Raw genomic sequence first — 16,723 nt, forward strand, 5'->3', positions numbered from 1 at the left:
ATGTCATCTCAGCACACAACGCACAGCTGTATGAATATTTGTCTCGAAGGCAGTGCATTAAACGTTATAGCCGATTTTGCATCAAACACAAAGGTGTCATTCCAGTGCTTGACACTGGAATCCAGCCTTAATGCAACCACATTAAAGCCGTTGTGTTTTAATATAAGATTAGCTACTTTTATATTCACTAACTTGATGTCTAATCAAAATTCCTGGATCCCAGTGCCTAGACACTGGGATGACATCCTTCTAGTGTACAATATTCGTACAGTTGTGTACATGACACAAGGGTCTATAACTCTTCTTTTTTGGATTCCAGTGTCAGCTATTTGCATGACACCCTTACTGATGTGTCACTCATGTTAGAAGTAAATATTCTTGACAAGAAATGGTGCAGCATTATAGAAAATCCTAAAAATTTTGTATTAGGTGTCATCAATGCTTCTCTAAAAGAATTAAAAATAGACCACTATAAACCAAATATATCAATAGCTCTGGCTGATGATGACTTGCTACATCAACTTAATTTAAAATTTAGAGAAATGGATAAGCCAACTAACGTACTATCATTTCCGTATGAACAATTGTCTAATGAGTGCGATTTAGGAGACATAGCAATTTCAATAGACATAATAAAAAGAGAATCGCATGAGTATTATATACCCATTCTTGCTCACATTGCACACATGTTAGTGCATGGATTACTGCATTTACTTGGTTATGATCACCAAAAAAAAGATGAAGAAATTATAATGAAAAATCTAGAAAGAGAGATTTTAGCTTCGCTTGGCTACAATATGTGTGCGATTTAAAAGGAATTTAATAAAAATATAGTAGATGATAATAAAATATGTTATCTACAAAGGGTTTTAGCTATAAACAATAAAAGGTAAGTGATATGGTTCAGTTTTCTTTGCCAAAGAATTCTAAAATTAATCAAAAGGGCAAAATTTATCCTATTCCTGCTAGAGCAAAAAACATCAGAAGATTTCAAATTTACCGTTGGTCTGCTGATGACGAGAAAAACCCTAGAATAGACACATTTTTTATTGATATGGATAGTTGTGGCCCTATGGTACTTGATGCATTAATAAAAATAAAGGATGAAATAGATTCGACTTTAACTTTCAGACGTTCTTGTAGAGAAGGCATATGTGGATCTTGTGCCATGAATATTGACGGAACCAATACTCTTGCATGTACTAGATCTATACATGATATAAAAGGTGACGTAAAAATATATCCATTACCTCACATGTATGTAATAAAGGACCTAGTCTCGGATTTGAGCCAATTTTATGAGCAATACAAATCAATTAAACCTTGGTTACAAGCAGATAAGCCTGCCCTACCAAATAAAGAATACTCTCAATCTTCTGAAGATAGAAAAAAATTAGATGGCTTGTCCGACTGTATATTATGTGCTTGCTGTTCGACTGGTTGCCCAAGCTACTGGTGGAATAGTGATAAATTTTTAGGACCAGCAATACTATTACAAGCTTACAGATGGATTGCTGACAGCCGTGATAATAAGACAGGTGAAAGACTTGATGTTTTAAACGACCCATTCAAGTTGTATCGTTGTCATACAATAATGAATTGCACAAAAACTTGTCCTAAAGGACTTAATCCAGCAAGAGCAATAGCGAAAGTAAAACAGCTCATGGTAGAGAGAGAAGGAGTTTAAGTATTATCTTTTGCATTCTTCGTAAGAGAACAGCAAACCTTCCGAAGCGTAGGGTATTGTTAATACCCTGAACGCTTTTCCGTTTGTGAAGTGCATCGTATCATCGTACGATTCAAATAATTTTTTGAACAACTCATGTCTTTGGTTACTAATAGTTTGAAAATCCTCTTTTTCTAAAAGCTTTTTAGATTCGAAGAGGTAAAGCATAACTTCGTGATAAGTTGGGTAAGATGCCAAAAATTTTGGGTCAAATTGAAAGGTTTTTATAAAAGCATTATTATAAAATTTTAGCTTTTGATTCTTACTATATATTACTATAGCAACCGGTAACCTCTCAAGCAAATTTTTCTGTGTAGCTAAATAACTGTTTAATTCAGTATATAATTTCTCTGCATCACTAACATCTTTCCCATACATTACTATGCTACCAGAACCTTGTATTGGAATTTTAACAAAATCGAAAACCTTAGGTTCGTTCTTATAAGTTATGACATGTCTTCCTGGTTTTGTGCTATGAGCGCTACCGGTAATAGCAAATTTCTTAGAACCATCTACATATTTATCATAAAACAAGTTATAAAATTCCACCTTTCTACTCTTGTTATATCTTAGTATTGGAAACGGTAAAGAGTTGAAAACGTTTTTATAGCTCTCCACTTCCTGTGTAAGCTTACTATTTTCTAACTCAAGTCCGTTAGCCTTTATCTTACAGTCTGAGACATTCCTTATCCATAACAGCACACCTATCACATTGTTAGAATCATCTATTATGCTTCTACCGTAACATATGCAATAAACCTCACTGTCTTTTGACTTTAAATCTAGAGTAAAAGATTTATTTATTTCCTTTGCCTCAACAAAATTTTTGATTAAGCTTTCTGATTGCTCAAAAAAATTCACAAACTCATTAAATGAGTAAAAAACAGTATTAAGCAAAATTAGTAAATTGGGAGAGAACTTTTCTATACGTTTTTTTGCATCCCAAATATAAAACCCATCATTCACAGTATCAATTAAATTATTTATGATAACATTTTGATGCTGTAAGTTCTTAATCTTATTACTAATTTTTAATTTAGAATAAGAGAGAAAGAATAATATTAGAATCAATATTAAAACCACTTCATACAAAAAAAACATAGCACTTTTAAAACAAATGTAAAAATTTGTAACCGCTCAGAATTATGCTGAAGAGGTATATAAGTAAAGATTGCCTAACATTTGAAAGCCCAATCTCTTATAAAGGTTCACAGAAGATTTCATACAATGTGCTACTATATATTTGCATTCAAGCTGTTTAGCTATCTTTATTCTTTCTAAAACCATTTGGGTACCTATTCCACGATTCCTGTAAATTGGTAAAACTCCATCACTATAAAAACCAGCTACGCTATCTTGAACATAAAGACCGCATGTCCCAATAATTTCATTATTTAGTGTTACAAGAAAAAATCTTAATCTTGAGTTCTTATCATCATAATTTGATAATCCGCGAAAAAATGTGCTGACAATTCCAACGCCATGATAAAAAATTTTAGAAGTGTGTAGATCTAACTGTTCTAAGAGGTTGCTACCATTCACAGCATTTAACCTCAAGTTTGGAATAACATCAGCAGGTAAAAAGTAATTTTTCATATTAAGTAAAGCTTTTTTTGGTGTGCTAACGTGTTTTATTTCACACTTTTCTAAAATCTCTCTTATTTTCATATGTGAATTTATTACCCATGTTGCTTCTATATCTCTTGTTCTGAGATAATCTAGAGTTTTTTGTATAGAAAGCTCGGTACATTGATCTCCACAGAACACAAAATTAAATAATGACTCCCTGGTACCATTTATTGTAAATATGATGTTATCAAATTCATCGTGTACTTCCCACTCAGATAAATTCGCTGTGTACAGTATATAATCCTTTAGATTTTGAACAATTAAGCTTGAATAATAAATTTTTTTATCCTGCATACACCAACAATAAACAATAAAAGGCTCCTATAAGAACACAGGCTAAAATTGCAGCTATAACGTCATCTAGCATAATACCTAAAGGACCTTTGGTATTTTTATCGATTAAATTTATAGGCCACGTTTTTATTATATCAAAAAACCTAAAAGAAAAAAAGCACAACAACAATGAAGAACAATTCATCTCTTGGCTTAACAATATCGAAACTAAAAGTATCGTCAGCAATTGACCAACCACTTCGTCAATTACTACCTCTTTTGGATCACATGAAGTCTTGTAATGTTTTATATAATTACCTGTAGACCATAATCCAATTAAGAATAAAAAAGAAATAATTGCTGCACCTAAAATTTTGTTGCTCAGGATTACAGGAACAAGCGGAAAAGAAGCCAAACTACCCACAGTACCTGGCATTTTTTTTACTGTTCCAGACAGCCACCACGTTGATATTAATTTATATAAAAATTTCACAATATATCCAAATACAAAATTAACTTATAAGAACAGAAAGAGTATCCTCTATAGAGGCGCTTTCATACAATAATCTATAGACCGCTTCACATATAGGCATTTTTATCTTTAGCTTTCCTGCTAAATTAAATATGGACTCAGCAGTGCTAAAACCTTCAATCACTGACTTGCCTTCTGACAAAATCTGCTGAACATTAAAGCCATTGTCACTATTACCTATTTTAAACCCAAAAGATAAGTTTCTTGAATTCAAGGATGTGCATGTCATAATTAGGTCACCCAGACATGCTGGCCCAAGTAGTGTATTTATATCCACACTACCGTCACCAATTTTTGCTGAGTATAAAGCCTTAATTTCGCTCATACTTTTCGTAATCAATGCTGCATGAGCATTAAACCCAAGTTTACTACCTAGAACAATCCCACACGCTATAGCAAAAACGTTCTTTAACGCTGCACAAATCTGTACTCCTATAATGTCGTTACTAAACTCCAATTTAACATTTTCTTGTTGCAGCTCTGATACTAGCTTTGAACCTAATGTGTTATTTTGGCATGCAAGAACCATTGAATAGGGTAATTTTCTTGCAACTTCTACAGCAAAGCTAGGACCTGAAAAAATAGCAATAGGATTGTTAGGTAAAATTTCATTTACTATTTCACTAGGTAATTTTAATGTAGACTTTTCTATTCCCTTACAAGCTAAAATTATTGCTACATCTTTTTTCAGATTACAATTATGCAATTGCTGACATACCTTCCTCAGAGACTGAGTGGGAACAGCGAGGATTGTTACTGAAGCATTAATTATGTCTTCAATAGCCAATTTTACTGACACATTATCAGAAATTCGACAACCGGGTAGCTTGTCACTTTCTCTTTTCCCGTTGATTGATTCAAATGTAGTTTCATTGTGAGTCCACAAAATCACATCTTTCTTACTACCTAATGAAATTGCGATTGCTGTACCCCATGCACCAGCACCTAAAATTGATATTGCCACACAATATTCCTGAAAATATTACTTATACTTTAAAATAGTAGGATAAGTAAATTAAAAATATAACACAGACATATAGAATAGTTAAATATTTATTAACCGAAGTATTCTTTTAATAATAGTAACTTTAATTCAATATTTACTAAAAATATTATTACTATCATGGTATGTCTATTATATTTTAGATCTATTTATATAACTTTGGAACAATATATTTACTATTAATTAATAAGTGTAATTTTGATCATTTGTTAATAAAAATTTGATTTATTACTTTCCTTAGTTATATATATTACTAAAATTATAAATTATTTATGGGGTGTAAAATATGCGTATATTATTAATTGAAGATGATCAAGTAAGTGCAAAGACTGTAGTTAACGCCTTAACTTCTGATGGACACTTCTGTGACGTTGTTACTTCTGCACAAGATTATAACAATAATATGGTTTCCTCAAACGGAGATTACTATGACCTAGTTATTTTAGATATACACTTACCTGGTGATATTGACGGATATGATATATTGTTAAGACTAAGAAGTGCAAAAATCAAAGTTCCTGTCTTAATACTTTCATGCATATCCGCTGTCAATCACAAAGCTAAAGGACTCGGATATGGTGCCGATGATTACTTAACCAAGCCATTTCATAAAAGCGAGTTATTAGCTCGAATTAAGGCCATAGTGCGTCGTACTAAAGGCCATCCTGAATCGGTGATAAAGATTGGTAATATAAATATCAATTTTGATCACAGGGTTGTTGAGGTGAAAGGTAAAACGGTTCACCTTACTAATAAAGAGTATTCTATGATAGAATTGCTAGCACTGCGTAAAGGAACAGTACTAACAAAAGAAATGTTCTTAAATCATCTTTACAATGGCTTGGATGAACCTTCAGATAACAAGATAGTTGATGTTTTTATGTGCAAATTACGTAAGAAACTTGAAAGTGCAAATGATGGAAAAAGCCACATAGAAACCGTTTGGGGCAGAGGGTATGTTCTGAAAGAGTATATTGATGATGATGAATATTCTAATGTTAATGTAGGCGAAAGTAGTGATGGCTATCAAGCAGAACAAGTGAAGGACAACGCATGAAATGCCTACACATTTAAATATAGCATGGCTTATATCGCACGTATCATGTGAACGCCTAGGTGAAATATAAGCCGAGTTCTGTTTATGTAGCTATTTATCTGGAGTAAATGTTACCATTTACCGCATGCGATTTACCCGAGTAGATATGAGGAAAACATAAAATCTACTTCTATTTAATCTTGCTCCTAGTGTTGGTTACTCGACTACCAATGTTGCCATTGCCATGGTGTGCTCTTACCACACCTTTTCACCCTTACCTAAAAATATTTTAGGCGGTAATTTTCTGTAGCCCTATAACTGGAGTTACCTCCGGCGGGCATTACCCGTCACTATTTTTCCTTGGAGCCCGGACTTTCCTCTGCTATGTTTATCACACAACAGCAGCTACTTATTTCACCTAGGAATTATACTTTAACATGAAAATCACAAAAGCAAAAGACAATTTCCTAACAGTCTACATATTAAAAACATTTAGACAAATAGCTAAAGGTGATATTCCGGCACATCATCACTATCCCAAGATAAGCTTTTTCACTTTTAGACTCCGCTTCAGTTAGTCAAGAGCCTGGTCCACCGCTTGAAGACGATGAGCTACTTCTTGATCGACTACTACTTTCTACTGATATACTATTTAGCACTGTTTCAGATTGATATATAGTTCGCATTCTGTTACCAGTGGTAAAAATTTCTTCATCGCTACTTGAAGATGATCGCCTTCTATAACCCAAATCAGTTAGTTCTAATACAGGAGCAGCATTACGACCCTTAACATATCTATATGCTATGAATCCTATAATTCCAACAATACCTATTGCTCCAACCAAAGATCCCCCTATCATTCCTGCCTTATTAGACCCTATAGCAAGTTGAGTAGGTTGTGGTGAAGAAGTAGACTGAGGAAGTAAAGTCGTGGTGAATATAGGAGTTGTTGACTCTTTTGTTCTAGTACTTGGTATACTAAATACTGTTTGTGTAGTTTTCTCTGAGCTTGTTGTTGGCGCAGTTGGTTCCACTGTTACTGTGCTTGTTTGAGTCGTTGACTCTGTTGAAGGTTTACTCATCGTAGAAGTCGACGCACCAGTCGCTGCTGTAGGTTTCACAGTACTTGTCTCAGTCCCTGAAGTTACTATCGGCACACTAGTTGACGTTGTAGCAACCGTGGTCGCTTGTGAAGTAGTAGTTGTTTTTGCTACTGTCGTTGACTCCGTTGAAGGTTTACTTATTGTAGAAGTAGGTGCAACGGCTTCCGTTGTCAATTTAGTAGTCTTCACAGCGTCGGTTTCTGCTGTGCTAGTAATTGCAGCAGTCGGCGTTTTCTTAGAAGTCACAACCGTTTCTGCAACAGTTATAGGAGCCACGGTACTACTAGAAATAATATCTGGCGTTAATCGACCGTTAATGATATTAACAAAATCACTGAGAGTTTTGATGCTATTTGCCGGTATTATTGTTGCTTCAGAAGATTTTCCAGAGCCGTTTTGATTAAAAGTTACAATATTTTCTCCACTTACCGCAGTTACGATAAAACCACCCTGACCGTTGCCTTTAATATATAATTGCTCTATAGGATCTGTAAATTGATAGATAGGAAAATCTGACACTGATCCATTTTTAAGTAGAGTTGCTATATGTAACCTCTGCTCATTAGCTGATTGGTCATTTTCAAGAAAAGCAACTAGATCATTTCCTTCCGTTTGTTCAACATACTGCAAAAAGCTTATTTCATGTTCTCTAGAAAGAGATAGTGCTTTATTATCTATTTGACCTTTTCGATTACCAAGTAAAAAGCCATTAACTCCATCCTTCAGACCCTGAATCACTTTAGCCATATCAAATTTAAAAATACGTGTTTTTCTCACCTCTTGATTTTCCTTAGTAATCCTTTTGCTCACTTGCGAATAAAGCATCGTGTTTCCATTTAATGCCAATTGCCCCTGATTATCAAAATTGAACAATTTTCTTTCTGTAACACCTTTTTCTCCAGTCAATACCTTAAATTTTCCGCTCTCGCTTGACTTTAAGTACCAAGAAACTAAAGTTTGATCCTTTAAGTTATGGGCGATTACAATTACGTCACCATTACCAACTTTCACTGCTCTTGGTTGAAAGTAACTATTGCCCACATTTGCAAGACTATTATTATCAATATTCTTTTGTAATTTTCTTTTATCTAAATGTTCAACTGAAGGAGTATTAACTGATTGTTTAATTCCGTAAGTGTTAAAAGATAAGCCTTTAACGCATTTTTCTCCTTCTTCGCTAATTCCTTCTTCAGGAAAGATAACTCCAACTTTATCTATTTCAGCTGAATCTTCTATTAATGTGAGAGATAATTGATCTTTGAATTCATTTGCTACGCTGATATTTGTACCACATTCGTATGTTTTTGATTGATATAATGGACTAATAAGTAATTTTACTTTACTGCTCCCATTACCATTATCTTGATAGCTGAGTCCGTAAGCAACTCCATTCCCCTCAATTAATTCTACGTTTGTTGGATTAAAACCTATCGCTTCTTTAATTTCCGGTGTATTTGAGTTGATCCCGAGCAATCTTCTTAATATAGACATAATTTTATTTAAAATATTAATAAAATGCTATTATGATTACTCCTGTGTGTTAATGTCAATGAAAATTTTAACTAAAATTAAAAAATTAATATAATATTTTATACTAAAAGGTAAATATAAGCTTGAAGAGGGCTAAGAAGCTTTATGCTATTTCTCAAAAAACCAACAATTGCAATCATTGGTTCTACAGGTATAATCTGTTAAAGTTTACACGAGTCTCATGAATGATAGAAAAAGAAGAGCAGTTTAGTTTTACATCAGAAAACCTCAAGAAAGCGGGAAAGTTTATAGAGATGTATCCCAAAGGTAGAGAAGGTAGTGCTGTTATGCCTTTACTATATCTGGTTCAAGAGCAATGCGGATGGGTTTCTGAATCTGCTATGCGTTATGTTGCTGATATGCTGCATATTCCACATATTCGTGTATATGAAGTGGCAAATTTTTACACCATGTATAATTTAAAACCAGTAGGCAAATATCTAATACAAATTTGTAGAACAACTCCTTGCTGGTTGTGCAATAGTGAAGAAGTTTTAAATACCTTTAAAAAAAAACTTGGAATCAATATCGGTGAGACTACTAAAGATAATTTGTTCACTTTAAAAGAAGTTGAATGCCTAGGTGCATGCGTTAATGCTCCCGTTGTGCAGATCAATAATGACTTCTATGAAAATCTTACTCCTGAGAAAGTAGAAAACATCATAACAGAACTTTCAGGCAAATAGATGAAAGAAGAATTTTCATTCAAGAGAATCAAGCAATCAGGTTCTGCAAGAGTTGGAACAATTAAAACTCCAAATGGAAGCGTAGAAACCCCCGCTTTTATATTCTGCGCAACAAAAGCTGCAATTAAAGCTGCAGATATTGAAAGAATAAGTGAAGCTGGTACCCAAATCATACTTTCCAACACCTATCACCTAATGCTTCAACCAGGAGAGAATACTGTTGCAAAACTTGGTGGTTTGCGCAAGATGATAGGATGGAATGGGCCAATGCTAACTGACTCAGGTGGATATCAGATATTTAGCTTAGGCCACGGATCAGTTTCGGAAGAGATAAAAGGAATAAGAAAAAAACAAAAAACTTTGATCAAAATTAATGAGGATGGGGCAATTTTTCGTTCTTACATTAATGGTAAAATTTATTGCTTAACTCCTGAAAAATCTGTACAAATTCAACAGAAATTAGGTGCAGATTTAATCCTAGTTTTAGATGAATGCACTCCATTTCACGTAAGCAAAGAATACACAGCAAAATCAATGCTCATGAGCCACAGATGGGCTGAACGTTCTTTAAATGAATTTGAAAAAAACAATAATGGCAAGCAGGCACTGTATGGAATTAGTCAAGGCGGAGTGTATCAAGATTTACGTAGAGAAAGTTGTGATTTTATCAACGATTTGCCATTTTTTGGTCAAGCAATAGGTGGATCACTTGGTCAAAGTAAAGAGCAGATGCATGATGTAGTTTCTTTCACTATGGACCACCTGAAAAAAGACAGGCCTACTCATTTGCTTGGTATTGGTGGAATTGTGGACATCTTTCGCGGAGTAGAGCTTGGAATTGACACGTTTGATTGCGTGCATCCAACCCGCTTAGCAAGGCATGGTGGCGCACTTGTTAAAGTAAAAAACAGAAATTCTATTTCTTCAAAGTGCAAAGAGCATATTAATTTGCGGAATCAACGATTTGAGCTGGACAACAACCCAATTGAAAGTGACTGTTTATGCTTTACCTGCAGAAAACATTCAAGAGCTTATATACACCATTTACTGAAAGCTAAAGAGCTCCTGGCTTACACGCTCGTTACCATTCATAATATTTTCTTTATGAATAAGTTAATGGCATCAATAAGGCAGGCTATATTAGATGATAGGCTAGATCGGGAGAAAAATAATTGGATTAGTGAGATACCACTACACTGTGAATTATACACCTAGTTCATATTTTTCTACGCTTATTTTATATTCCCTAAAACAGAAAAAGCCTTCCTCTTCCTACTCTTTTTTCCTTGGCTAATCCATAGTTAGCGTCTTTTGCACATGTGCGTTGCATTTTTTAATCTTCTTTAAAAACTTGACAATACATGACAACACTGGTATGTTAAAAATATAGTTTTTGTGAGGTATTTATGGTTAACAATAAAGAAAAACATCAAATAGCGTTTTGCGTTTCAGCCGTTACATTCTTAGCTGGGTTATCATTAATCGCAACTGCAATTGCAGTGGGTACCGTACCTGCTATAGCTGCTTGTCTAGTGATAGGAGGAATTTTGACTGTCTTGTCTGGTGTGCAAGCAGTAGAAAGCTATTTATTTTTACGAAACAGCGAGAAAACTTTGAATAAACTGATAAGTAATATACGCGATGAACCAGAAAGTAAACTTTTTATAGAAAGGATTTTGCAACCGTTCATTGAACTTTTTAGTGAGCTTAAGCAACATAATTAAAGTACACTAAGCTTTAAGCATAGAAACCACTTTATCGTAACTTGGCAATGATTCAATTTCTCCAATTGCAGCTAGAGTGGTTTTTTCATGCTGAGATAACAATTCTTCTGCTGCTTTTTTTACGTTAGCAGTGGTAACTGCACTAATTTTTTCTATTAATTCATTTTTACTGATGTACCTATTATAGTTACCGTAGTAGTGTCCCAATGTTTCAGCACGTGAGCTAACACTTTCCCGTGACATTAAAATTTGGGATTTTACTCGCTCTTTCACTCTATTTACTTCTTCTTCCTTCAGATCATCTGTAGACAACTTCTTCAACTCTGTCGTTATAGATTTTAAAAGCTTATCTAAGTTACTACTGTCTGTACCAGCAAAAATGGAAAACATTCCTGTATTAGTATAGCTGGAATTAAATGAATAAACAGAGTAAGCTAATCCCTGCTTTTCCCTTACTTCCTGGAATAAACGTGATGACATTCCGCTCCCTAATATAGAATCAAGCACTTGAAATGTGTGATATTTATCGTCATGGCGAGAAACACTAGGTAGACCAATTAGCAAGTGTACCTGATCTAATTTACGATGTTCTAAATACTCACCACCAGTACAGCTCGCATTTTGGCTTTTTTTCAGCTTTTTAGAATGAATCTTTGAGAGAAAATCTTTGGTTAATGCAACAACTTCTTCATGTTCAACATTTCCTGCAACGGCAAATAGCATATTCTCACCAAAGTAATGCTCATTTATGTAATTATCTAGATCTCCTCGAGTAAAAGATTTTACAGTATTTTGCGTGCCTAAGATTGACCTACCAAATGGTTGGTCTTTATAAGCTGCCTCAAAATATTTGTCGAAAATAATGTCACTTGGTGAATCATTAGTTTGAAAAATCTCTTGTATTACAACACCCTTCTCACGTTCCAATTCATCTTCTGGAAACGTGGAATTCATCAATATATCTATTAATATATCAATACCAGTTTTTATGTCTTTCTTGAGGACTTTTGCATAATAGGTGGTGCTTTCCCTACCGGTGCTAGCGTTGAAAACTCCACCTATGTCATCAAAAGCTTTTGCAATTTCAAAGGCAGTTCTTGTCTTCGTCCCTTTGAAAGCCATGTGTTCTAAAAAATGGGATATTCCATTTTGCTTTGCACTTTCTGCTCTACTGCCAACACCAACTCGTATGCTTAAAGCTACGGAATCAATATCACGCACCTGCTCAGTTATTATGCGCAGACCATTATCTAATTTTGTTACCCGGGGTATATTCATCTCATATATTCTTCTAAGTTCTCTTCTGCAAAATCCCAATTAATCAAATGATCAAGGAAAACTTTTATGTAGTCAATTCTACGGTTTTGACAATCTAAATAATAGGCGTGCTCCCACACATCCATAGTGAGTAGTGGCACTTGGCCATAAATTATTGGCAAATCTGCATTTGGAGTCTTGGTGATTTTGAGCTTTCCTAACCTACCTTTTTCGAGCACTAACCATACCCATCCACTGCCAAACTGGCTTACTCCATGACTCGAAAATTCTTCATAAAATTTATCAAAGCCACCGATATCGTCTTGAATTTTTTTTGCTAGAAGACTACCATCTTTAGGCTTACCACCACCATTTTTTTTCATTGAATTCCAATAAAAAGTATGGTTCCAAACTTGTGCTGCATTATTAAATATAGGCAAGTTGCCGCTATTACCATGCACTTTTGTTATTAATTCCTCAATTTTTACATGTTGATAATCTGTATTTTCAACTAGCTCGTTGAGTTTATTTAAATATCCTTTATGGTGCTTATCATAATGAAAATCTAAGGTTTTTGCAGATATATAAGGCTCCAAAGCTGTTTTATCGTATGGTAATTCAGGTAAAGTAAAACTCATAAAAACCTCTTTATTTCTAACCTACTTGGATGGTAGGGCAATATATGCTTTTGTGCAACATATAATTAATAGCTAAAACATTTAGGTATCTATTGCTTTATTCTAAATTATACTACAATAACGATTATTATATAAGCCATAGAAATGGATTAAATGCAAAAGTTACTTGACACCCTTCGCCAACCCCCTTATCATGAAGCTGAAGCTATTTATTTATCTTCTCTGTACAGATTAAATGACAAAAAAACTCACGTATCTGGCGTCTCATGCTTAATTTTTTGCACTATGTGCACCTTATGTCTTATAAAATTTCTACCTACATAAGCTGAAACGCGCTTATAAAGCGTTTAAAACATAAAAAAACCCCAACTTAAAAAATGGATAGTGAATAACTAGCTACCCTAGGGTTTCTTTTGCCTTTTTTTCTGTTTAGTAAATTTCTTAACGTTTATAATTTAGATTAGTTGCGGTTTAAAAGTAGCTGAATCGCGGTTATTAAACGTTTAGAATAAAAAAACGCCATACTTGAAAGTATAATGTAAGTAATTAGCCAACCACGGGGCTTCTTTTGCCTTTTTCTCCGCTTGGTAAATTTCTTAATGTTTATACGGAAGGTGTCATTCCAGCGCGTGACGCTGGAATCCCAAAAAAAGGATGATGTCATCCGAGTAGCTGACACTGGGATCCAGTTTTCCATATAATCTCATCGAAAACGTTGTAACCACTTTCTATGCTAGTTTGCTTGTGAGCAACCTGGATCCCAGTGTCCAGACACTGGGATGACATCATAGGGGCGCTGGCCTGACAATCGTCATTCCGCTACGTGTTAGCGGGATCTAGAGATACCGTGACGGTATGACAAGGGAGAACAGTTGTATTCCTGCACAATTTATTCTCATGACAAAAACGTCTTAACTTTCTCTCTACTTTTTCTGGGTAAGGTCAATTTTGTGAAAAAATGGATTGAATTATAGGCAGATTTGGCTATTATTTGTAATACATGGGTATTAGGTAAAATGTTTAAATTTGATCCTTTATTATTAGCTCGAATTCAGTTTGCCTTCACAATAGGCTTTCACATTATATTTCCTGCTTTCACGATCGGGCTTGCAAGTTTTCTAGCCTTTTTGGAATGGTGTTGGCTTAAGACTGGTGATACACGTTTCCGTGATGTTTATAAATTCTGGATCAAGATTTTTGCCGTTGCTTTTGGCATGGGAGTGGTATCTGGAGTTGTAATGTCATATCAACTTGGTACCAATTGGTCGATTTTTTCTGACCGCATAGCCAATGTTCTCGGCCCTCTATTTTCCTTTGAGGTTTTAACAGCCTTTTTTCTGGAGGCATCTTTTTTGAGTATTATGCTATTTGGATGGAATAGAGTAAGTTCTCGTATGCACTTTGCTTCTACTTGTATTGTTGCAGTGGGAACGCTTATTTCAGCTTTTTGGATTATTGCGGCCAACAGTTGGATGCAAACACCCGCTGGATTCACGATTGGTGAGAATGGTCTCCTATATCCAACCAATTGGTTAGAGATTATTTTTAATCCTTCTTTCCCTTATCGCTTTATTCATATGGTAACAGCAGCCTATCTTACAACAGCTTTTGTGGTTGGTGGTGTAGGAGCATTTTATCTTTGGAGAAAACGACATGCTCCTCAAGCAAGAATTATGCTTGGTATGGCAACCATTATGGTAGCTTTAGCTGCACCATTTCAGCTGTTCATGGGAGATAGGCATGGATTAAATACACTAAAGCATCAACCTGCTAAGATTGCTGCAATGGAAGGTATATGGGAAACCGAAAAAGGGGCTGGCTTACTTTTATTTGCTTATCCGGATCAGCAAAATGAAATTAATCACTACGAGATAAAAATTCCTAATCTTGCCAGCTTGATCTTAACACATGATTTTTTAGGAGAAGTAAAAGGATTAAAGGAATGGAAAAAAGAAGATAGACCACCTGTAGTATGGGTATTCTGGTCCTTCCGTATAATGGTTGGAGTTGGAATTTTAATGATCATAATTGGGTCAGTAAGTGTTATACAGTATCTTCGTGGCAAATTATTCCAAAGTTGTTTCTTACATGGATGGTGGATATCAATGATGCCGTCTGGGTTCATAGCGTTACTTGCAGGTTGGTTTACTACTGAAATTGGCCGTCAACCTTACACTGTATATGGAATTATGCGCACAATTGAATCATTTTCATCTGCGATTACCGGTCCTCAGGTTGCATGGTCTTTGATTGCATTTATCGTTATGTATACCCTTATATTTGGAGCAGGTAGTTACTATATTCTGAAACTTATATACAAAGGAATTCCTGTCATTAAAGAAGAAGAGCAATTTTATAAACACGGTATTGGAGCTTCAGTGATTGATGCTGGTACATCTGGAAAGGACAACAATCATGTTTGATTTTTCTTCCTTAATTAATTTACCCCTAATCTGGGGATTACTAATTGCCATAGCTGTTTTACTGTATATTTTAATGGATGGGTTTGATTTAGGTATTGGTATTTTACTTCCTTTTGCACCGTCAGATAAATGCCGTGATCACATGATAAGCTCAATTGCACCATTTTGGGATGGAAACGAAACATGGTTGGTATTGGGTGGTGGAGGGTTGTTTGCTGCTTTTCCTCTTGCATATTCAATATTAATGCCTGCTTTTTATATTCCAATCATTATTATGCTGCTTGGCCTTATAGTGCGCGGAGTATCCTTTGAGTTTCGTTTTAAGGCAGAAGGAAAATACAGGCGATTATGGGATTATGCCTTTCATTTTGGGTCACTTGGTGCTGCATTTTGCCAAGGCATGATTTTAGGTGCATTTATACATGGTGTAGAAGTAAACGGACGCAACTTTTCTGGTGGCCAATTTGATTGGGCAAGTGCTTTTAGTGTAATGACAGGCATTGCTGTGATATTTGGATATGCACTTTTAGGTTCTACATGGCTCATAATGAAGACAGAAAATATAACACAAGAATGGGCACGCAAGGTTGCTTCTTATACGCTTGGTTTTGTAGGTATTTTCATGGGACTAGTGAGTGTAGTGACACCATTTTTAAATGAACGTATTAAAAACTTTTGGTTTAGCATGCCAAATTTTTATTATTTATTTTCTATTCCATTACTCACATCTTGGCTATTTTTCATGCTGTGGTTTGATCTTCAGAATACTAAACGGGAGTACCGTCCATTCTTTCTCAGTATTGCTATTTTTTTTATGGGATATTTAGGTTTAGGAATTAGTATCTACCCATGGATTATACCTTTTCAATATACCATTCTGGATGCAGCCGCTTCTGGGCCAAGTTTATCTTTAATGCTCATTGTTATAATACCGCTTTTACCAATCATTTTAACTTACACTGGTTATTGCTATTATGTCTTTCGTGGAAAATCAAATTATGAACACACATATTAAGGAGTTAGTGACCTTATGGTTAAAACGTTACCCTTAAATCAAGCAGTCGTTCAGGCAATGGCGTCAACTCAAGAACCTTCATTAGCAAACCCTCCTATGGATTTTCTGAAAAGTTTTTGAGTATATTGTATTTTTAATTTGTAGAATA

General features: G+C 34.8%; 18 protein-coding genes and 1 other RNA gene. 8 read left to right on the forward strand and 11 right to left on the reverse strand.

The genetic code is table 11. The features are described 5' to 3' along the window. Nucleotides 1-8: 8 nt before the first annotated feature. Both AAGD50_RS05360 and AAGD50_RS05365 read right to left on the reverse strand, forming a co-directional pair. A complete protein-coding gene (locus AAGD50_RS05360; RefSeq protein WP_022626337.1) occupies nucleotides 9-188 on the reverse strand; it encodes a hypothetical protein in 180 nt (59 codons plus the stop codon). Between the two features lie 15 nt (nucleotides 189-203). Continuing rightward, complete coding sequence (locus AAGD50_RS05365) at nucleotides 204-335, reverse strand: hypothetical protein (RefSeq protein WP_255322244.1); 132 nt, start codon at nucleotides 333-335, stop codon at nucleotides 204-206. Between the two features lie 24 nt (nucleotides 336-359). On the opposite strand from AAGD50_RS05365, the gene ybeY reads away from it, so the two are divergent. After that, the gene (gene ybeY / locus AAGD50_RS05370) at nucleotides 360-812 is read left to right on the forward strand and encodes an rRNA maturation RNase YbeY (RefSeq protein WP_264724019.1); all 453 of its coding nucleotides are present in this window, start codon (nucleotides 360-362) and stop codon (nucleotides 810-812) included. 86 nt (nucleotides 813-898) lie between these two features. Further along, nucleotides 899-1,687 (forward strand): succinate dehydrogenase iron-sulfur subunit, encoded by a 789-nt coding sequence (locus AAGD50_RS05375; RefSeq protein WP_010082472.1) that lies wholly within the window; start codon nucleotides 899-901, stop codon nucleotides 1,685-1,687. A gap of 3 nt (nucleotides 1,688-1,690) precedes the next feature. Here the strand turns inward: AAGD50_RS05375 and AAGD50_RS05380 are convergent, their stop codons facing one another. From AAGD50_RS05380 to AAGD50_RS05395, 4 genes are read right to left on the reverse strand one after another with little or no spacing between them, the layout of a single operon-like run. Next, nucleotides 1,691-2,827 carry a hypothetical protein gene (locus tag AAGD50_RS05380; protein ID WP_010962793.1) on the reverse strand — a complete coding sequence of 379 codons (1,137 nt, stop codon included), beginning with the start codon at nucleotides 2,825-2,827 and terminating at the stop codon, nucleotides 1,691-1,693. Nucleotides 2,828-2,869: 42 nt separating this feature from the next. Beyond that, the gene (locus tag AAGD50_RS05385; protein WP_155968998.1) at nucleotides 2,870-3,649 is read right to left on the reverse strand and encodes a GNAT family N-acetyltransferase; all 780 of its coding nucleotides are present in this window, start codon (nucleotides 3,647-3,649) and stop codon (nucleotides 2,870-2,872) included. After that, entirely contained in the window at nucleotides 3,639-4,121 is a 483-nt protein-coding gene (locus tag AAGD50_RS05390; RefSeq protein ID WP_006279290.1) for a phosphatidylglycerophosphatase A, read from the reverse strand. Before AAGD50_RS05390 ends, AAGD50_RS05385 begins: the two co-directional genes overlap by 11 nt. Nucleotides 4,122-4,140: 19 nt before the next feature. Beyond that, nucleotides 4,141-5,124 (reverse strand): NAD(P)H-dependent glycerol-3-phosphate dehydrogenase, encoded by a 984-nt coding sequence (locus AAGD50_RS05395; protein WP_010962796.1) that lies wholly within the window; start codon nucleotides 5,122-5,124, stop codon nucleotides 4,141-4,143. A 325-nt stretch (nucleotides 5,125-5,449) separates the two neighbouring features. On the opposite strand from AAGD50_RS05395, the gene AAGD50_RS05400 reads away from it, so the two are divergent. Further along, complete coding sequence (locus AAGD50_RS05400) at nucleotides 5,450-6,220, forward strand: response regulator transcription factor (protein ID WP_010962797.1); 771 nt, start codon at nucleotides 5,450-5,452, stop codon at nucleotides 6,218-6,220. Nucleotides 6,221-6,271: 51 nt separating this feature from the next. Here AAGD50_RS05400 and rnpB read toward each other — a convergent pair. Both rnpB and AAGD50_RS05410 read right to left on the reverse strand, forming a co-directional pair. After that, an RNA gene (gene rnpB, locus AAGD50_RS05405) (RNase P RNA component class A) lies at nucleotides 6,272-6,621 on the reverse strand. A 156-nt stretch (nucleotides 6,622-6,777) separates the two neighbouring features. Further along, the gene (locus AAGD50_RS05410) at nucleotides 6,778-8,793 is read right to left on the reverse strand and encodes a hypothetical protein (protein WP_341810024.1); all 2,016 of its coding nucleotides are present in this window, start codon (nucleotides 8,791-8,793) and stop codon (nucleotides 6,778-6,780) included. A gap of 224 nt (nucleotides 8,794-9,017) precedes the next feature. Between AAGD50_RS05410 and nuoE the strand changes: the two genes are divergently transcribed. From nuoE to AAGD50_RS05425, 3 genes are all read left to right on the forward strand, one after another. After that, nucleotides 9,018-9,518, forward strand: coding sequence for an NADH-quinone oxidoreductase subunit NuoE (gene nuoE / locus AAGD50_RS05415; RefSeq protein WP_010962799.1), 501 nt, complete (start codon nucleotides 9,018-9,020; stop codon nucleotides 9,516-9,518). Then, the gene (tgt, locus tag AAGD50_RS05420) at nucleotides 9,519-10,733 is read left to right on the forward strand and encodes a tRNA guanosine(34) transglycosylase Tgt (protein ID WP_151807958.1); all 1,215 of its coding nucleotides are present in this window, start codon (nucleotides 9,519-9,521) and stop codon (nucleotides 10,731-10,733) included. 191 nt (nucleotides 10,734-10,924) lie between these two features. Then, on the forward strand, nucleotides 10,925-11,242 hold the full coding sequence (locus AAGD50_RS05425) for a hypothetical protein (RefSeq protein ID WP_010082444.1): 318 nt from the start codon (nucleotides 10,925-10,927) through the stop codon (nucleotides 11,240-11,242). Between the two features lie 6 nt (nucleotides 11,243-11,248). On the opposite strand, the gene AAGD50_RS05430 is transcribed toward AAGD50_RS05425, so the two are convergent. From AAGD50_RS05430 to AAGD50_RS05440, 3 genes are all read right to left on the reverse strand, one after another. Continuing rightward, nucleotides 11,249-12,520, reverse strand: coding sequence for a M16 family metallopeptidase (locus AAGD50_RS05430; RefSeq protein WP_010962800.1), 1,272 nt, complete (start codon nucleotides 12,518-12,520; stop codon nucleotides 11,249-11,251). Next, complete coding sequence (locus AAGD50_RS05435; RefSeq protein ID WP_010082437.1) at nucleotides 12,517-13,137, reverse strand: superoxide dismutase; 621 nt, start codon at nucleotides 13,135-13,137, stop codon at nucleotides 12,517-12,519. The genes AAGD50_RS05430 and AAGD50_RS05435 overlap by 4 nt, the downstream gene beginning before the upstream one ends. 660 nt (nucleotides 13,138-13,797) lie before the next feature. Continuing rightward, complete coding sequence (locus AAGD50_RS05440; RefSeq protein WP_265041110.1) at nucleotides 13,798-13,926, reverse strand: hypothetical protein; 129 nt, start codon at nucleotides 13,924-13,926, stop codon at nucleotides 13,798-13,800. 227 nt (nucleotides 13,927-14,153) lie between these two features. Between AAGD50_RS05440 and AAGD50_RS05445 the strand changes: the two genes are divergently transcribed. Both AAGD50_RS05445 and cydB read left to right on the forward strand, forming a co-directional pair. Then, complete coding sequence (locus AAGD50_RS05445) at nucleotides 14,154-15,560, forward strand: cytochrome ubiquinol oxidase subunit I (protein ID WP_006280502.1); 1,407 nt, start codon at nucleotides 14,154-14,156, stop codon at nucleotides 15,558-15,560. After that, complete coding sequence (cydB, locus tag AAGD50_RS05450) at nucleotides 15,553-16,575, forward strand: cytochrome d ubiquinol oxidase subunit II (RefSeq protein ID WP_010962802.1); 1,023 nt, start codon at nucleotides 15,553-15,555, stop codon at nucleotides 16,573-16,575. The genes AAGD50_RS05445 and cydB overlap by 8 nt, the downstream gene beginning before the upstream one ends. The last annotated feature ends 148 nt before the right edge of the window (nucleotides 16,576-16,723 follow it).

This window comes from Wolbachia endosymbiont (group A) of Apotomis capreana (assembly GCF_964027025.1).
Lineage (GTDB): Bacteria > Pseudomonadota > Alphaproteobacteria > Rickettsiales > Anaplasmataceae > Wolbachia > Wolbachia pipientis.

Coding starts and splice junctions, on each gene's coding strand:
- cydB (WP_010962802.1), top strand. CDS start 15,553: ATGTTTGATTTTTCTTCCTTAATTAATTTACCCCTAATCTGGGGATTA.
- AAGD50_RS05365 (WP_255322244.1), bottom strand. CDS start 335: ATGCAAATAGCTGACACTGGAATCCAAAAAAGAAGAGTTATAGACCCT.
- AAGD50_RS05380 (WP_010962793.1), bottom strand. CDS start 2,827: ATGTTTTTTTTGTATGAAGTGGTTTTAATATTGATTCTAATATTATTC.
- tgt (WP_151807958.1), top strand. CDS start 9,519: ATGAAAGAAGAATTTTCATTCAAGAGAATCAAGCAATCAGGTTCTGCA.
- AAGD50_RS05445 (WP_006280502.1), top strand. CDS start 14,154: ATGTTTAAATTTGATCCTTTATTATTAGCTCGAATTCAGTTTGCCTTC.
- AAGD50_RS05440 (WP_265041110.1), bottom strand. CDS start 13,926: ATGATGTCATCCCAGTGTCTGGACACTGGGATCCAGGTTGCTCACAAG.
- AAGD50_RS05385 (WP_155968998.1), bottom strand. CDS start 3,649: ATGCAGGATAAAAAAATTTATTATTCAAGCTTAATTGTTCAAAATCTA.
- AAGD50_RS05430 (WP_010962800.1), bottom strand. CDS start 12,520: ATGAATATACCCCGGGTAACAAAATTAGATAATGGTCTGCGCATAATA.
- AAGD50_RS05400 (WP_010962797.1), top strand. CDS start 5,450: ATGCGTATATTATTAATTGAAGATGATCAAGTAAGTGCAAAGACTGTA.
- AAGD50_RS05435 (WP_010082437.1), bottom strand. CDS start 13,137: ATGAGTTTTACTTTACCTGAATTACCATACGATAAAACAGCTTTGGAG.
- nuoE (WP_010962799.1), top strand. CDS start 9,018: ATGATAGAAAAAGAAGAGCAGTTTAGTTTTACATCAGAAAACCTCAAG.
- AAGD50_RS05425 (WP_010082444.1), top strand. CDS start 10,925: ATGGTTAACAATAAAGAAAAACATCAAATAGCGTTTTGCGTTTCAGCC.
- AAGD50_RS05410 (WP_341810024.1), bottom strand. CDS start 8,793: ATGTCTATATTAAGAAGATTGCTCGGGATCAACTCAAATACACCGGAA.
- AAGD50_RS05375 (WP_010082472.1), top strand. CDS start 899: ATGGTTCAGTTTTCTTTGCCAAAGAATTCTAAAATTAATCAAAAGGGC.
- ybeY (WP_264724019.1), top strand. CDS start 360: ATGTTAGAAGTAAATATTCTTGACAAGAAATGGTGCAGCATTATAGAA.